Source organism: Pontibacter pudoricolor (assembly GCF_010092985.1).
GTDB classification, from domain to species: Bacteria; Bacteroidota; Bacteroidia; order Cytophagales; family Hymenobacteraceae; genus Pontibacter; species Pontibacter pudoricolor.
On the sequence record NZ_CP048106.1, the window covers coordinates 3,923,253 to 3,940,316 of the forward strand.

The window sequence follows — 17,064 nt, forward strand, 5'->3', positions numbered from 1 at the left end:
ACCTTCCGGCGAGGAAGGTGCTGTTACTTTATAGTTACTAAAAGTTAGCCAAGTATAAGTTTCTGGCCGGGCTTTATCTGGTTCGACTTTAATTTGTTCAGTTTCTTTATCTGCTCTACACTGATGCCGTTATACTTCTGAGAGATGGTCCATAATGTATCGCCGGGCTGTACCTGGTGCACGACCTCCTGTTGCTTCTCAGAAATTTTAAGTGCTGGCTTAGCAGCTTTTTTAGCAACTATAGGTTTGGCTTCTGCTTCTTCGGCAGGAGAGACCATGGCTATAGCTTCTGTCGTTTTTGGCTGATAAACCGTTAGTTTCTGGTTCGCCATTATCGTTGACTTACGCAGGTTATTCCAGTCCTTCAGTTGCTCTACCGTTACATTATGCTTTGTAGCTATAGATGAAAGGTTATCGCCACGCTGTACGGTATAGAATTTCTTTTCTGTGGTATCGGTTTGTGTGGTAGCAGCAGGGGCCGGAGTTGCAGATGCTAATAACACAGGTGCCTGAGCCGGCTCACGTTCCTGTACAGGTTTTGGCTCCGGAGCAACAGGTGAAGCAGCGGCTATCATGCAGCTAAGGTCAGCAGCGGATGCAATAAGCTGTGAGCGCTCGGCTGGTACGCGCAGTTTATAGTTGCGGGTGCTGGCCGGCAATACATTCTTTTTGATCTCCGGGTTTAAGGCAAGCAGGGTTTTTGTGTCAACGTGCAGTTCTTCTGCCAGCTTCTCCAGGTCTATGGCCTGGTTTATAGTTATGGTTTCAACGTCATGCGCATACAGTACCGAATCTGTAAAGATATTGTGCTGCGGCGCATAGTTCATGGTATAGATCACGGCCGTCATGGACGGGACATAGCTGCGCGTTTCTTTTGGCAGGTAGGGGAAGATCTCCCAGAATGTTTTCTTGCCACCGCCAGCTCTGCGAATGGCTTTGTTTACGTTACCCGGTCCGCAGTTGTAAGCAGCCATGGCAAGTTCCCAGTCGCCATAGGTTTTGTGCAGGCGCTTCAGGAAACGGCAGGCAGCATCAGTTGCTTTCTCCGGATCCATGCGCTCATCTATATAGTTGTTCTGATCCAGGCCGTACTCTTTACCGGTTACCGGAATAAACTGCCATAAACCAACAGCCTTTGCCCAAGAAGCCGCCTTCGGGTTAAGCCCCGACTCAACTATAGCCAGGTACTTCATCTCTTCGGGCATATCATACTTTTTAAGGTATTTTTCGAAAAGCGGGAAGTACACATTCTGGCGCGAAAGCATCGTACGGCTGTACTTGCGGTTGCGAATGGTAAAGTAATCAATAAAATTTCTTACAAACGGGTTGAATGTAAGCGGTATCTCAGACTCAATACAACTCAAACGGTCCTGTATTACCTCGTTAGGCTCGTTGGGGATATACTCTGCCAGCAACGCCAGTTCTTCCGGCGAAAGCTCAGCAGTGTCGCCCAACGCCAGTAAGGTGTCGTTTATAGTTTGGAAATCATATTTGAAGCTGGTTGGTGCGGCAAGGGCGTAGTTTGCCCAGATGCCGCCAACTATAGCCGCAACTACGGTAAAGAGTTTAGAATACGTCATTTTTATTTATGCTTCAACGGGAATCTTATCCAGTATGTAATTCGAGAAAGCCAGCAAAGCTGCCTCATCGAATGAGCGGGTCATTAATTGTAACCCGATGGAAAGGCCGTTGGTGTCGCGGCTAACCGGAAGTGATATTGCCGGAACACCAGCCAAAGAAGCTTGCACTGTAAAAATATCAGCCAGATACATCGCTAACGGATTAGCTGTATTCTCCCCGATTTTAAAGGCTGTGGTCGGAGCTGTAGGCAATATAAGGAAATCATATTTCTGAAGCAACTCATCGGTCTTCTCCTTTATCAGCCTTCTAACTTTCTGAGCCTTTGTGTAATAAGCATCATAATAGTCGGCGCTCAGCACAAAGGTGCCCAGCATAATACGGCGCTGCACTTCTTTGCCAAACCCTTCGGATCTGGTTTTTTTGTACAACGATGTAAGGTCAGAGATATTGGGACTGCGGTAGCCATATTTTACACCGTCGTAGCGCCCCAGGTTGGAACTGGCTTCGGCAGTAGTTAAAATATAATAGGTCGGTACCATGTAATCCAGATATGGGAACTCTACGGCTTCCACTTCATGCCCTTCCGTTACTAGAAGATCTTTTACGCCAAGTATGGCATCTCTTACTTCCGTGTCAAGGCCTTCGCTCTCGAAGCAGTCGCGGATGTAACCGATCTTGTACTTTTTATCAGACTGCAGCAGCGTGCTATAGTTTGGAACCGGCTGATGGCTGGCAGTGCTGTCGAACTCATCTGGTCCGGCCATTACTTCCAGTAACAGGGCAGCATCTTCTACACTTTTAGTAAACAAACCGATCTGGTCGAAAGAAGAAGCATAAGCGATAAGGCCGTAGCGCGAAATGCGGGAATACGTAGGCTTTAACCCAACCACTCCGCAGAACGAAGCAGGCTGGCGCACAGACCCACCTGTATCGGAACCGATAGCAGCAAGGCACATATCGGCCTGTACCGAAACAGCGGAACCGCCTGAAGAACCACCCGGAACCCGGGTAGTATCATCGGCGTTAAGTACAGGTCCGAAAGATGAATTCTCGTTTGAGGCTCCCATGGCAAACTCATCGCAGTTCTGGCGGCCTATAATAATAGCATCCTCAGCTATGAGGCGCTCTAAGGCAGTAGCAGTATACAATGATTTAAACCCGTTCAGAATCTGGCTCGAAGCCTGCAGACTATGGCCCTGGTAAGCAATCACGTCTTTTACGCCAATCACCATACCGGCCAGTTTACCGGCAGTGCCGTTGGCCAGTTTCTGGTCAACTATAGCTGCCTGTGCAAGGGCTTCTTCTTCAAAAACTTCTAAAAAGGCATTCAGCGACGCTTTTTCCTTAATGTTCTGAAGGTAATGCGTTACTAATTGGTTGCACGTTATCTGCCCGTTGGCAATATCTGTGCGTATGTCGCGTAGGGAGTTGTATGGTCTCAAACTTTCTTAGGTTTGTCGTCGTCCTCTATGGAACGTTCCAGCTCGTGTTTGATTTCGTTGGTAGCATCTTTAAACTCACGGATACCACGACCAAGGCCGCGGGCCATACCCGGAATCTTATCAGCTCCAAACAGTAGTAAGATAGCCATCATAATGACCATCATCTCTCCTCCTCCCAGGTCTCCCAGGAAGAGTAGAATGGCTGCTAAGTTCATAACTTAACGGTTAAATAAAATTACTTCTGTGCTGGCTCGTCTTTTATAGAACCTTCCACATCATTTTTGATCTCTTTCGTAGCATCCTTAAACTCACGGATACCCTTTCCAAGGCCACGCGCTAATTCAGGAATACGCTTTGCACCGAAGAACAAAAGGATGGCAAGCATGATCAGGACGATTTCAGTGCCGCCCAGACTTCCTAAAAAGCAGAAAACAGTTGTAATACTCATAGTATTATGATTTAAAGGTAAATTCTCACAAAATTAAAGTTTATATTTTAAATAAACTCACAACACAGCAGATTAGTTTATTATGACTCGTGTTTGTTCCGCTAACCAGCTTTTTATAGTTTCGGACAGGAGGAAAAAAATATTTTTAAAAAAATATTCAGAGCCTTTATTGACCTATTATCAGCGGGTTACTGAAATGTTTTTCCCATTATGGTAAAATATTTTCCGTATTTGGGAATCTTTATATTTGGCTATTCGTATATTTCTATTGCTATTCAATCAGTTAGCCTGTTTTAATATTTCTGGCATCGGAATTGAAATGTAAATTAACGTATAGAGGCACTTACTCCGTGCAGCCGTGAAAATCGTTCCGGTTTTACTTCATGCGTCTCACTTTCAGGCATTTTTGAAGAAGAAGATGGCAGGCAGATTTGCAGAAGTATAGGGTAAGTTGTATCTTCGTATGGTATTTCTGGCAGTTTTAAGATTTATCTTATCTCGGCTTAGATATATAAAATTAAGTTTGTTTTCATAGCTTGGAAAGGCACCCTGCTTTGTAGGGTGTTTTTTTATTTTAGGGCAATCCTGTTTCTAACTATAGCTCTAAACAAAAGCCCCAACTATAGTTTATAGTTGGGGCTTTTGTTATTACAGGTGCCTTTTACTTCGGGCTGATCCAGGATTGCGGGTTAAGTGTTTCACTGTTTTTCCAGACCTGGAACTGCAGCTCAGTAGTGCCATCCGAATCGGTATAAACAGTTCCAACGCTTTGCTTCAGCTTTACAGTCTGGCCGGTTTGTACGCTCACGGTTTTTAGCTTGGCATATACGGTAAAGTACTCCCCGTGCTGTACCATCACAATGTTGTTCATGCCGGGCACGCTGGCTACTGTAACTACCTTGCCCTCAAAAATTGCCCGGGCTGTCGCTCCCTGCGATGTCTGGATATCGATACCTCGGTTTTCTACCACCACGCCTTTAAGCACCGGGTGGTTATGGCGGCCAAACCTTTCCGAAACAAAACCACGCTCTACCGGCCAGGCCAGCCTGCCTTTGTTGCCTGCAAAAGAAGATGAAATAAGCGCCGTTTCCGGGGTAAGCGTTACTTTATTGCTGCCACTGGTCTTGTTGCCTGCTGCCCGCGCTGCTCTGGCTGCCCGCGCAATCTCTTCGCGCACAATATCAGCGATCAGGTTATCGAGCTTTTTAACGGCTTGCTGGCGTTGCGCCACTTCGCGCTGCAGGTTTTGCTCCTGCTTGCCCAAGCGGCTTATTACGCTGTCCTGTTGCGATTTAAGGTTTTGCAGGTTCTTGGTTTCAGTGAGCTGTATGGTAAGCAGGTTTTTCTTCTCGCGTTTCTTTTGCTCCAGTATCGTTAACTGCCCGGTTAAAACGGCCTGTACTTTATTTATCTGTTCTACCTGTTTCTGGCGAGCTTCAGAATACTGGTTTAAATAGCGCATACGCATCACCAACTGGTTAAAAGACTCGGCTGCAAACAGGAACATCAGTTTGTTATAGTTGCTCGATGATTTGGATGCCGCATAGATCATATCGGCATATTCAGCTTTCAGTTTTTCGAGGTCAGCTTGCAGTGAGCCAACTATACCTTCGGTTTCCTGAACATCAGACTCTATATAATTTATTTCGCGGGAGATATTGGTGATAACCCCTTTCTGTACGGTTATTTTTTCTTTGATAGCGTTCAGCTGCCCAATGCTGGCTTCCTTCTGTGCTTTGGTCTGCTTCAGAATTCTGTTTGCTTCTCTAATACGGTTGAGGTTTTCCTTCTTTTCCCGCTCCAGTTGTGCCTTCGATTTTTGTTTCTGCGCATCGGCAGCGAAAGGCGTTGCAACTATAAGCAAGAGAAGGATTAATTTGTAAAGGGCCTTCATGAACTATAGGATTCTCTGAATTTACAAATATGGTAAAACTATGGGGCAAGTACCAACTGCCCCGGCAATTTATTAACCTATAGTTTTTTGTAGTCTGCAGGAACCGATAAAGGGAAGTCCAGAATTTCGTTGGTAGTGGTTACTTTGCTGTGGTTTAATGTAAAAGTTGCCGGCTGCCCGGACTTAAGCGCCTCGGCTACTAGCTCATATGCAAAAGCCACCTGACCTACCTGCTGGAAGTTGTTATATTTTACGGTTATGGTATTATCGGTCTGCTGGTCTTTTACGTTCAGCTGCTGCAATTTCTGGTTTGTGCGGCCTATAAAATAATCGAAGAGCAGGTTAGTGCGTAGTTGCTGTATATGTTGCAGCTGCTCGGCTTCCATTATTTTTTCCTGGCCCTGCGGCTGGTAGTTGCCTAAAAGTATGGCCTGCAGCACATCATAGTTCATGTCTACTTTAAACTTCTCGCTCAGGTAACTATAGTCTGTAGCCAGGTATTCTTTATGCAAACGGTTGATCATGAAAACGGAATCCTGGGTTACTTTTAGGCGGGCCGCTTCTATGCCCAGACCAGGCTGCACCGAGAGCCAGATAACACTGTCTTTTTTAATGCGAAGGGAATAGCCGGAAGAAACGGACTCGCCGGTTTCCTCTAGTTTAAGCTGTCCTTTGGCAGTCAGGTAATTAAATTCGATATTCTGTACGGATACGCGGCCAACCGTTTCTGTAACAGTTTCGGCGGCGGCAGGCACTACTTCTTTTTTGCAACCGGTCAGTATTAAAATGCTTACCAGTCCATACAGAAGGGTCTTATTCATAAAGCTTTTTGTCTTTTATCTTTTTATCGATGAAGGCGGAGGCTTCGCCTTTTAATTTGGCGCGCTGCCACTGGGCAATGGCTTCTTCTTTTTTGCCAAGCTTAAACAATACATCTCCGTAATGCTCTACTATAGTTGCATCATCTGATAAGGCAATGGCCTGTTCCAGGTATTTTAATGCTTCCTTGTAATCCCCGGCTTTGTACAGCACCCAGGCGTAGGTATCGAGGTAGGTCGGGTTGTTCGGGAATTTAGTAACCAGGCGCGAAGCCATTTCTTTTGCTTTAGGCAGGTTCTCGTTTCGCAGCGATAAAAAGTAACTATAGTTGTTCAGAACATGCTCGTTGTTAGCATCATGCTCCAGCACCGCTTCATACGATTCGTCTGATTTTTTATAGTCTTTCAGGGAGTTATAACCATCGCCCAGCTGCATGTTAAACTGTGCCACCAGTTCCGGCTCAGCAAGCGACAATCGTTTGCCATGCTCCAGCGATTTCACCGCTTTGTCGTAGCTCTTTTCTATCAGGTGGCCGGTGCCGTTATAAAACCAGAAAATCGCCTGGTTCGGGAATAGCTCCAGTGCCTCTTCAGAGTGTTTTACCATTGCTGCCGATTCGTTCAGTTCTGCATCCAGCAACACAATCTGTTGCCAGATCTTAAAATGAGAATCGTCGAGCTTTACGGCCTTGATATAGTTGTTACGGGCATCGGCCTTTTTGCCAACTATAGTTTGCAGGTCGCCGGCCACGGCATAAGCTTTCGCTTCTTCAGGATGGCTCTGTATCGTTAAGTCCACCAGTTCCAGCGACACATCTTCAATTTCGCGGTTTGGTAACTGGCGAATCAGGTCAACTAAGATGCGTACTTTGGTATCAATATCCAGTTCGGGGCTGGCAAAGGCTTGTTTAACTTCTTTTTCAGATTGCTCTCGGTCTCCTTTCTGGCGATGCAGGTCTGAGAGCATCAGGTGTGCGTAGGGGTTATTGGGCTCCATGCGCAAGGCCTTCTGCAGGGTACCTATAGCTTTGTCGGTTTGCTGGTTGGCGTTGTATAATTCGGCCTGCGCTAGGAAATAGCGCACATCGCTTGGGCTGTTTGCTAATAATTTTTCGCCCTCTTCAATCGCTTTCGGTACATTTTTCTGGCGAAGATAGATCTGCTGACGGTTAACGCTGAGCTGCTCCATCGGGCCAAACTGTTTCTCTATGCGATCATAGGTCTTTAAAGCATCGCTGTATTTTGCCTGCGATAAATAAAGATCAGCCAGCTGGAAAAGGTATTGGTCCGAGTTCGGAACGTTGCGCATCAGGTCGTTGTAGGCCTGGGCAGCTTCGGTAAATTGTTTCTGCTCGGTGTATAGTTGGGCAAGCAGTAAATAGTAATAGGCGTTTTTGGGCTCTTTAACTATAGCGGCCTGTGCAAAAGGGGTGGCTGCTTTCGGGTTTTTGAGCACCATGTAAGTTTCAGCGAGCTTATAGTTTATAGCCGCATTATTGGGCGTTAAGGTATAAGCTTTCTGAAAAAGCTGGAGGGCTTTGTCATAGTCCTCCAGCATAAAAAATTTCACTCCGTCCAGAAATAACGTCTCGCTTATCTGCTGCTCCTGCTCAGAAGGGGCCACCGGGGCCGGAACCTCTGCGGCAGTTGCCTTCTGTGCTTTGCCTCTTTTTTTGCCCAGTTGGGCATTGGCAGCACCGGTCGCCATAAAAGCGAAGCAGCACGTAGCCAGAACGATGTTTCTGAACTTGGTTATCATGTTAATCCTATTCTAAAAGCGTATTGTAGTCGCCAAGGCTCAGGTCCGACTGGCTTCTTTCGTAGGAAACAAAATTGCCTAGCATTGAGTTTGTTATGTTCCCGTTTTTGATCGAAGTATTCTCCTGTACGATGGAGTTGCTTACGATAGAATTAGTTAAACTGCTGTTGTTACCGATAGAGGCATGCGGTCCCACTACAGAATTTTCTATCACTACATTCTCTCCAATATATACCGGCGGAATAACCACAGCGTTAACCAGTTTAGCCGACGAAGCTACCAGGCCCTGCTCATTCTTTATATACTCTAAATAGCGCTGATTAGTATAAACAGTTGCGTTTTTATTTCCACAATCCAGCCATTCAGAAATTACAGCAGGCACAAACGCAGTACCCTTGTTCTTCATGTTTTCCAGGGCGTTGGTCAGCTGGTACTCGCCTTTGTCCATGATGTTGTTATCCAGCAGGTGCTGTAGTTCGCTGCGCAGGTACGCGCCATCTCTGAAGTAATAGATACCAATGATTGCCATATCAGAAACGAACTCCTGCGGCTTCTCAACGAAATCAGTGATCTGGCCATCCTGGTTTAGCTTTACAACGCCAAACGGACGAGGGTCTTCTACGCGCTGTACCCAGATGGTGCCATCTGCATTTGTATCCAGCTTAAAATCTGCTTTAAACAGTGTATCAGCAAAGGCAACCACTACTTTCCCATCCAGGGAATCTTTCGCGCACATAATGGCGTGGGCTGTTCCGAGCGCTTCCTCCTGGTAAACTATAGTTCCTTTGGCACCTATTTTAGTCGCTATCTCTTTCAGGTCGTTTTCAACAGCTTCTCCAAAATGACCGATAATAAAGGCTACTTCCTCTATGGGCTCGTGGCAAACTTTAGCAATATCCTCCACCAAACGCTGAACGATTGGTTTGCCTGCAATTGGTATAAGTGGTTTAGGTACAGTAAGCGTATGTGGGCGCATGCGTTTGCCCATGCCTGCCATCGGTATAATTATCCTCATAGCTATTTCTTTATAGTTTCTTGTTAAATTATATTGAGTACCACAGCTGTTGAGCTATGGTCTTTGTTTCGTTATTAGTTGTTCATTATCCGTTGATCGAGCTCCTGTAAAGTGTAAAGTTGCATGCGATTAACGAATAACGATTATCGATCAACGATTCTACTTCGTTCCTGTGCTGCCATATCCACCTGCGCCGCGTTCCGTATCAGATAAGGCTTCGGTTTCCTGCCAGGCTACGCGCTCGTATCTGGCTACTACCATCTGGGCTACGCGCTCGCCGTCTTCTACCACAAAATCCTGGTCCGAGAGGTTTACGAGCAGTACTTTTATTTCGCCACGGTAATCCGCATCTATAGTTCCCGGTGTGTTAACGATAGAAATGCCGTGTTTGTATGCCAGTCCGCTTCTCGGGCGAATTTGTGCTTCATGTCCTTCCGGTAATTCTATAAACAAGCCCGTAGGTATAAGGGCGCGTTGCAGCGGCTTTAACGTAACAGGTGCCTCCAGGTTGGCGCGCAGGTCCATGCCAGCCGAATGCTCGGTCTGGTAATGTGGCAACGCATGCTTGGATTGATTAATGACGTTAACCGCCAGGTTCTTGTTGTTCATCTTTCGTAAAGCTTATAGTTTAAGCAGGCGACGGCGCTCGAATAGCCAGATGATAGCTAAAAATGCCATGCATATAGCTAAATGAAAGGCGTGTCGTGCCCACCAGTTCTCAATATCAATAACTATAGTTACCCACACAAAGGCAGCAGCCAGCAGAATATAACCGGCCATTGTTTTAACAGGGTAAGGAATAGGGTAGTGACGGTTGCCCAGCAGGTAACTGGCCAGCGCCATGCTAAAGTAACAAACCAATGTAGCAATAGCCGAGCCCATATAACCCAACACCGGTATCAGCAAAAGGTTGCCAACTATAGTTAAAGCAGCACCGCCAAAGCTGATGTAAGTGCCATACTTTGTTTTATCGGTAAGCTTAAACCACACCGACAGGTTATAGTATACGCCCAGGAAAAGGTTCGCCAAAAGCAGAACAGGTACAACCATCAGGCCTTCGCGGTATTCCGGACTACGAAGCAACAAAGCAAAGTCTTCCAGGTTTGCAGAAATAAATAGGAATATAAAAGAGCAGGCTATTACAAACCATTTCATGACCAGGGCAAAGGTCTGCGGCGAATTCTTGTCGTTTGATTGTGAGAAAAAGAATGGCTCTGCTGCGTAACGGAACGCCTGTATAGCCAACGACATAAAAATCGATAGTTTATAACACGCACTATAAACCCCAACGGCAGCCATACTTGATGTATTGGGGTAAAAGTTATCCGGTAGAATGCGTTCTAGCAAAATCCTGTCTATTACCTCGTTTACCATACCGGCTAACCCCATAAACAGCAAAGGGTAGGCGTAGTACAGCATCGGGCGCAACACTTCCAGGTTAAAATTGAAACGCCATTTGCTCAGTTCGCGCCAAAGTAAGGGTAGTTGCAGCGCGTTCGCAATAAGGTTTATCAGGAAAATGTAGCCAATGCCAAAAGCAGGATTGTAAATTTTGCTCACAAGCGGCTGAAATTCTTGCAGGTACTTCCCGTAATAAATGTCGCGGCAAAGCACTAGGAAAAACATGTTCGCTCCTACCGTTATCAATATGTTTACCAGCTTAATAGATGCAAACTTTACAGCTTTATTTTCAAGCCGGAGTAGCGCAAACGGAATCGCAACTATAGCATCTATGGCCAGAATTATAGCTAGCCAGATAACATACTGAGGTTTATCAGGGATACCGACAAAGCTGGCAATAGCGCTGGAAGCCAGTATAATTATACCTGACAGCGTTAGACTGGAAAGTATAATTAACGTGAGGACTTGGTTGTAAAGGGCTTTTTTGTCGGCGTCAGGTTTATTGGCGAAACGGAAATAGGCCGTTTCCATGCCGTACGTGTACACAATGTTGAAAAAACCGACAAATGCATACAGATAAGACACAACGCCGTATTCTTCCCGTGCAAATACAAGTGTATAGATCGGGACAAGCAAGTAATTAAGTACCCGCCCAACTATACTACTTAAACCATAGGCAGCCGTTTGCCCGACCAATTTCTTGGCTATACTCATGTTACGTTATTAGGTCGGGAGGGAATAAAACTATAGGCCTCTGAAAGCTGGCTTGCGTTTTTCAAGAAAGGCGTTGGTTCCTTCAATAAAGTCTTCGGATGCGCAGCAACGGGCAAAAGAGTTCGCCTCCGTCTGGAAACCGTTCTCTTCTTTATCAAACACGGCATTTACGCACTCTATCACTAGCCCGATAGCCAGTGGTGCTTTGCCCATTATTTTCTGAAGAATAGCCTCGCAGGTAGTAAAAAGTTCTTCCGGAGCTACCACGTGGTTTACAAGGCCAAGCGCTTTTGCTTCTTCTGCCGTGATCATGTCTCCGGTCATCATCAGCTCCATGGCTTTGCCTCTTCCAATAAGCAGTGGCAAACGCTGGGTTCCGCCATAGCCTGGTATCAATCCTAAATTAACTTCCGGCTGGCCGAATTTTGCACTGGTTGTAGCTACGCGCATGTGGCAGGCCATGGCCAGTTCGCAACCACCACCCAGCGCAAAACCATTTACAGCAGCAATTACAGGCTTGTTGCACTGCTCTATCATACTGAAGATTTCCTGGCCACGCTCAGCAAAGTTACGGGCATTTACCTCGCTCAGTTCTGCAATTTCAGCTATGTCGGCGCCAGCTACAAAGGCTTTGGCACCTGCACCTGTTATGATCACACCTTTTATAGTTGCATCATCATAAACTTGCTGCATGGCTGCTTTAATTTCCCGTACAGTGTCTATATTCAGCGCATTCATCTTATCAGCCCTGTTTATAGTTATTGTCAGGATGCCTTCCTGTAAGTTCAGCAGCAGGTTTTCGTAAGTATCCATAGTTAATTCCAGCTCTTTTTAAATTTCTTTGTTTAAACCACAAATATAGTGATTTGATTTAATTTAACGGACTTGCAACCGCCAAGTATACGGCACAGCTATAAGCGGGTCTGGATACGGAGCAAAAAGCATTTTTATACTATATTTGAGCTTTCCGATCTTTATTAAAACAGAAATGGGGTTTCTTACTGAGTTTAAAAAGTTTGCAGTAAAAGGAAATGTGATAGACCTTGCCGTGGGTGTGGTAATAGGTGCAGCCTTTGGCGGTATCACAAAATCGTTGGTTGATGATGTGATTATGCCTCCGCTTGGCCTTATTATTAGTCAGGTAGATTTTAGTGCCCTTAAACTGGTTTTAAAGGATGCCGTAATTGAGAACGGAAAAGAGATTGCCCCGGCTGTAGCCATTAACTATGGCTTGTTCCTGCAATCGGTCGTAAATTTCCTGATAATTGCGTTCGCCATTTTTTTGCTGGTACGTACTATTAACCGCCTCCGCGAAAAAGAGGCCGCAGCCCCCGCACCGCCTGCCAATAAAGAAGAAGTATTGCTCACCGAAATACGCGATATCCTTAAGAAGCAGTCCGATGCTTAAATGGCTGCGTGTTGTTACACCCTAAACTATAATCATGCATAAATCTTTACTTTCAAGTATTGTCAGCCTTCTTATTATCATTTCTTTTAGCACACCTGCTTTTGCCCAGGAAACCTTAACCGACTCAGCGGCCACTACCCACCAGGACTGGGACTTTGGCGGGACCGGCACCATAAATTTCAGCCAGGTGAGCCTTACCAACTGGGCGGCCGGCGGCCAGAGCTCCATTTCAGTGTTAGGGATAACCAATGTTTTCGGCAACTATAAAAAAGGAAAAAACACCTGGAACAATACCCTGGATATAACTTACGGAACTGTAAAACTGGAAAACCAGCGCGTGCGCAAAAGCGATGACAAACTGGAGCTGAACCTGAAGTACGGCCGGGCCGCCTCAACTGACTGGTTTTATACAGCGCAGATGAATTTCAGGAGCCAGCTAACGCCAACCTATACTAACACCCGCGATACATTACTGTCTGATTTCCTGTCACCGGCATTTGTACTTGCTTCCCTGGGTATGGACTATAAGCCAAACGACAAACTATCTGTTTTCATATCGCCGTTAACCGGTAAGTTTACAATTGTTAAAGATCAGGAATTAGCTGACCAGGGTGCTTTTGGCGTTGAGAAAGCCGCTACAAATGCGTTTGGTGACCCTATTATTGGCACTGGCGAAAACTTCAGGAGGGAGTTTGGTGGATTTGTGAATGTGCGCTATAAGCATGAGATACTACAGAATGTGATCTTCCAATCCAAGATAGACCTTTTCTCCAATTACCTGCACAACCCTACAAACCTGGATATTAACTGGGAAAACCTGGTTGATTTTAAAGTGAACAGTTTTTTATCGGCCAGTCTTTTTGTGCACATGGTATACGACGACGACATTCTTATTAACATAGATGATAATGATGATGGCGTTACAGATGCGCGCGGACCACGTGTTCAGGTAAAGCAGAGCCTGGGTATCGGGCTTACTTATAAATTTGACTGAGCGAACTTTTGTGTATTTTTTTGCTGTTGCTAAATAAAAAATATATAACTTTTAGATTCGGCAGCGTTATACCTAAACGATTAATACCCTTGCAGCATGAAAAAACTACTTCTTTCGATATTTTGCCTCAGCTTTTTATTTGTACTGTCAGAGGCTTCAGCACAATCTGCTCCCAATACCATGGGGTCAAGTTCTAAGGACGAATTCTGGGGAACGAATAAAACGCAGACTAAAGGTGCATCAACAGATGAAGTAGGGCAGCGGGCCTCTGGTCTGGACAAGCGCTTTAACGACTATGAGACTAAGAATGGTAGAAAATCAACTTTTGATAAGAAGCGCATCAAGAACAGCAAGAAGATGAAAGCCATTCTTAAGAAGGAAAAGGAAATGCATAAGAAGCACCGCCGCGATAAGCGCATGCTTGCCCGCAACAGACGATAATTTTTTTATCTATATCTTATAAAAAGAGAAAGCCCCTGGAAATTTCCAGGGGCTTTCTCTTTTTATGTTTAAAGCTGTACTTATAGTGTACGCTTCACTTCTTTCTCTACGTACGCTTCGATGATGTCACCTACCTGTATGTCGTTATAGTTCTTCAGGCTGATACCGCACTCAAAGCCTTGTCTCACCTCAGACACATCGTCTTTGAAACGCTTCAGAGCCAAGATCTCGCCATCCAGTACAACGATACCATCACGTACCAGGCGTACCTTGTTATTACGCTGTATATTACCATCTGTAACCATACAACCTGCAATAGTACCCACCTTCGTGATTCTGAACACATCACGCACTTCTGCGTTACCAGTGATCTCCTCTTTCAGGGTAGGAGCAAGCATACCTTCCATGGCATCCTTCACTTCGTTTATCGCATCGTATATGATAGAGTACAGACGCACATCGATCTGTTCCTGTTCTGCCAGTTTACGCGCATTTTGTGATGGACGAACCTGGAAGCCGATGATGATCGCATCAGATGCAGATGCCAGCAACACATCAGACTCAGAAATGGCACCTACTCCTTTGTTGATAATGCTTACCTGAACCTCAGGCGTAGATAATTTCAGTAAAGAGTCAGAAAGTGCTTCAACCGAACCATCCACGTCACCTTTTACTATTACGTTCAGCTCTTTGAAAGTACCGATCGCCAGACGACGTCCGATCTCATCCAGTGTAATGTGTTTACGGGTACGTAAGCTTTGCTCACGCTGTACCTGCGAACGGTTCGATGCAATTTCGCGGGCCTCACGTTCAGATTCCATTACCAGGAATTTATCACCTGCCTGCGGAGCTCCATCAAGACCCAGCAACTGTACCGGGGTAGATGGACCTGCTTCTTTCATTTTACGGCCACGGTGGTCGGTCATTGCTTTTACTCTACCATAGTGCGAGCCTGCCAATACAATATCACCTACTTTTAAGGTACCTGTCTGTACAAGCATAGTTGCTACATAACCACGGCCTTTGTCTAGAGCAGCTTCAATTACTGTACCTACTGCGTTTCTGTTCTTGTTGGCTTTGAGTTCAAGTAATTCTGCTTCCAGCAATACCTTTTCCAGCAGGTCGTTTATACCCTGACCGGTTTTAGCAGATACTTCCTGAGACTGGTATTTACCGCCCCATTCTTCTACCAATATGTTCAGTTGCGCTAACTCTTCACGAACTTTGTCAGGGTTAGCAGCCGGCTTATCTATTTTGTTAAGTGCGATGATAATTGGTACACCGGCAGCCTGCGCGTGGTTGATCGCTTCTTTTGTCTGAGGCATCACCGAGTCATCGGCAGCTACCACAATAATAACAACGTCGGTTACTTTTGCACCACGGGCACGCATCGCTGTAAAGGCTTCGTGACCAGGTGTATCCAGGAACGTAACTGTACGGCCACTTTCGGTTTTTACCTTATAAGCACCAATGTGCTGGGTTATACCACCAGCCTCACCAGCTGTTACATTCGCATCACGGATATAGTCAAGAAGGGATGTTTTACCGTGGTCAACGTGACCCATGATCGTAACGATCGGAGCACGTTCTTCCAGATCCTCTTCTGTGTCGTCTGCCATGTGCTCCAGTGCCTGCTCGTCTTCACTTGTAATGAAGTCGATTGCATATCCGAACTCATCAGCAATAATGGTTATCGCTTCAGCGTCCAGTCGCTGGTTAATTGAAACGAACATACCAAGCTGCATACACACCTTAATAACGTCGTTCACGCTCACGTTCATCAGCGAGGCAAGGTCGTTTGCAGATACGAATTCAGTTACGCGCAGTGTCTTGGACTCTGCCGCTTCCATCATTCTGCGTTCTTCCGTAGCATCAGCTATAGCCGAACGTTTCTCACGACGATACTTGGCACGGTTACCACCGCCACTCTTACCACCACTAAGTTTGGCAAGTGTAGCTTTGATCTGCTCCTGGATTTCCTTATCCGTCACCTCAGCCTTTTCAGGACGTGGCGTAAACGGAGTACGCTGCTGGTTTCTGCCACCGCCCTGAGGTCGTGGTCCGCCGTGATGCGGTGCGCCACCACCCTGAGGTCGTCCGCCACCTGCCGGGGTAACAGGACGCTGTTGCTGGTTCTGGCCACCCTGCTGTTGGTTTGGCTGTTGGCCACCACCTTCAGTTGGTACTATAATGCGCTTGCGCTTTTTCTTTTTGCCGCCCTTCCTATCATCTGAGGAAGCTACAGGTTTAGTGCCTTTTCTGCGTGAGCTGTCTGGTAATTCGATCTTGCCCAGTACAGTAAGGCCTTTTAACTGATCGGCTTTTGCTGTAATTGTTTCTATTGGTTCTTGTTCTTGTTCCGAAGGTTTTCCGGTTGCAGCTGGCGTTGGCTCAGGTGCTTTGGTTTCTGCTGCAGGCTTCACAGGGGCAGCAGGTGTTGGTGTTGCAGGTGCCGCAGGTTTTTCAGCAACAGGAGGAGCCGGTTGCGCTGGCGCTGTCGTTGCTGGTTTTTCAGCTGCGGGAGCTGGCTTTTCAACTGGTTTTACAGGGGCAGCAGGTTTTTCTTCTGGTGCCGGAGCTGCTGGTTTTTCTGTCACTGGCGCCGGGGCCGGGGCTGGTTTCTCAGCAGCTGGTGCAGGGGCAGGAGCTGCTGGTACCGGTGCTGGCTTTGGAGCCTGCTTTGGTACCGGGTTTCCTTTTGCATCCAGTTCTATCTTGCCTAATACTTTTATACCTGGCAATTTAGGTTCCGGAGCAGGTGCTGGCGCAGCTGGTGCTGGAGCCGGGGCTTCAGGTGCTTTTGGTTCAGCTGTTTCACCTTTTGGCTGGTGCACCGTCTTTATAAAGATCTCCTGCTCAGGTTCTGCAGTTTTCTTTACTTCGTGATGGTGGCCTTCTGATTCTACAACCTGGTTTGATTGTGGTTTCTTGCCTATATTCAGTTCTTCCGCCTCTATTTTGTCTTTCATAGAGGATGCGAACTCTTTAGCCAGCATACTGAACTGCTCTGCCGTGATTTTGGTAGTGGGTCTGTTTTCCACGTCAAAACCTTTAGCAGAGAGGTAGTCCACAATGGTAGATGTACCAATGTTCAAAGTAGTTGCAACCTGTTTAAGCCTCCTTGTTTGTTCTTCTGCCATTTTGTTCTA

Annotated in this window: 15 protein-coding genes; 3 read left to right on the top strand and 12 right to left on the bottom strand. The window is 46.2% G+C overall.

Annotated features, from left to right (window positions below; all coding sequences use genetic code 11):
- Nucleotides 1-44 precede the first annotated feature (44 nt).
- The 11 genes from GSQ66_RS16980 to GSQ66_RS17030 all read right to left on the bottom strand — a co-directional run bounded on the left by GSQ66_RS16980 (nt 45) and on the right by GSQ66_RS17030 (nt 11,885).
- Nucleotides 45-1,580: a lytic transglycosylase domain-containing protein gene (locus GSQ66_RS16980; RefSeq protein ID WP_202923369.1), complete on the bottom strand. Its 1,536-nt coding sequence runs from the start codon at nt 1,578-1,580 to the stop codon at nt 45-47.
- A 6-nt stretch (nt 1,581-1,586) separates the two neighbouring features.
- The gene (gene gatA, locus GSQ66_RS16985) at nt 1,587-3,023 is read right to left on the bottom strand and encodes an Asp-tRNA(Asn)/Glu-tRNA(Gln) amidotransferase subunit GatA (protein ID WP_162428548.1); all 1,437 of its coding nucleotides are present in this window, start codon (nt 3,021-3,023) and stop codon (nt 1,587-1,589) included.
- Entirely contained in the window at nt 3,020-3,238 is a 219-nt protein-coding gene (locus tag GSQ66_RS16990; RefSeq protein WP_162428549.1) for a Sec-independent protein translocase subunit TatA/TatB, read from the bottom strand. The genes gatA and GSQ66_RS16990 overlap by 4 nt, the downstream gene beginning before the upstream one ends.
- 20 nt (nt 3,239-3,258) lie before the next feature.
- Nucleotides 3,259-3,471, bottom strand: coding sequence for a Sec-independent protein translocase subunit TatA/TatB (locus GSQ66_RS16995; protein WP_162428550.1), 213 nt, complete (start codon nt 3,469-3,471; stop codon nt 3,259-3,261).
- A gap of 661 nt (nt 3,472-4,132) precedes the next feature.
- Nucleotides 4,133-5,365, bottom strand: coding sequence for a murein hydrolase activator EnvC family protein (locus GSQ66_RS17000; protein ID WP_162428551.1), 1,233 nt, complete (start codon nt 5,363-5,365; stop codon nt 4,133-4,135).
- A 77-nt stretch (nt 5,366-5,442) separates the two neighbouring features.
- Complete coding sequence (locus GSQ66_RS17005; RefSeq protein WP_162428552.1) at nt 5,443-6,186, bottom strand: DUF4292 domain-containing protein; 744 nt, start codon at nt 6,184-6,186, stop codon at nt 5,443-5,445.
- Entirely contained in the window at nt 6,179-7,942 is a 1,764-nt protein-coding gene (locus GSQ66_RS17010) for a tetratricopeptide repeat protein (protein WP_238395737.1), read from the bottom strand. The genes GSQ66_RS17005 and GSQ66_RS17010 overlap by 8 nt, the downstream gene beginning before the upstream one ends.
- Nucleotides 7,943-7,949: 7 nt before the next feature.
- The gene (locus tag GSQ66_RS17015) at nt 7,950-8,957 is read right to left on the bottom strand and encodes a sugar nucleotidyltransferase (RefSeq protein ID WP_162428553.1); all 1,008 of its coding nucleotides are present in this window, start codon (nt 8,955-8,957) and stop codon (nt 7,950-7,952) included.
- Between the two features lie 159 nt (nt 8,958-9,116).
- The gene (dut, locus tag GSQ66_RS17020) at nt 9,117-9,566 is read right to left on the bottom strand and encodes a dUTP diphosphatase (RefSeq protein WP_162428554.1); all 450 of its coding nucleotides are present in this window, start codon (nt 9,564-9,566) and stop codon (nt 9,117-9,119) included.
- 12 nt (nt 9,567-9,578) lie between these two features.
- Nucleotides 9,579-11,072 carry a lipopolysaccharide biosynthesis protein gene (locus tag GSQ66_RS17025; protein ID WP_162428555.1) on the bottom strand — a complete coding sequence of 498 codons (1,494 nt, stop codon included), beginning with the start codon at nt 11,070-11,072 and terminating at the stop codon, nt 9,579-9,581.
- Between the two features lie 30 nt (nt 11,073-11,102).
- Nucleotides 11,103-11,885 (bottom strand): enoyl-CoA hydratase/isomerase family protein, encoded by a 783-nt coding sequence (locus GSQ66_RS17030; RefSeq protein WP_162428556.1) that lies wholly within the window; start codon nt 11,883-11,885, stop codon nt 11,103-11,105.
- A gap of 175 nt (nt 11,886-12,060) precedes the next feature.
- On the opposite strand from GSQ66_RS17030, the gene mscL reads away from it, so the two are divergent.
- From mscL to GSQ66_RS17045, 3 genes are all read left to right on the top strand, one after another.
- Entirely contained in the window at nt 12,061-12,480 is a 420-nt protein-coding gene (mscL, locus tag GSQ66_RS17035; RefSeq protein WP_162428557.1) for a large-conductance mechanosensitive channel protein MscL, read from the top strand.
- A 34-nt stretch (nt 12,481-12,514) separates the two neighbouring features.
- A complete protein-coding gene (locus tag GSQ66_RS17040; protein ID WP_162428558.1) occupies nt 12,515-13,474 on the top strand; it encodes a DUF3078 domain-containing protein in 960 nt (319 codons plus the stop codon).
- Between the two features lie 96 nt (nt 13,475-13,570).
- Entirely contained in the window at nt 13,571-13,915 is a 345-nt protein-coding gene (locus GSQ66_RS17045; protein WP_162428559.1) for a hypothetical protein, read from the top strand.
- Between the two features lie 80 nt (nt 13,916-13,995).
- Here GSQ66_RS17045 and infB read toward each other — a convergent pair whose 3' ends face one another.
- Nucleotides 13,996-17,055, bottom strand: a complete 3,060-nt coding sequence (gene infB / locus GSQ66_RS17050; RefSeq protein ID WP_162428560.1) for a translation initiation factor IF-2 — start codon at nt 17,053-17,055, stop codon at nt 13,996-13,998.
- Nucleotides 17,056-17,064 lie beyond the last annotated feature (9 nt).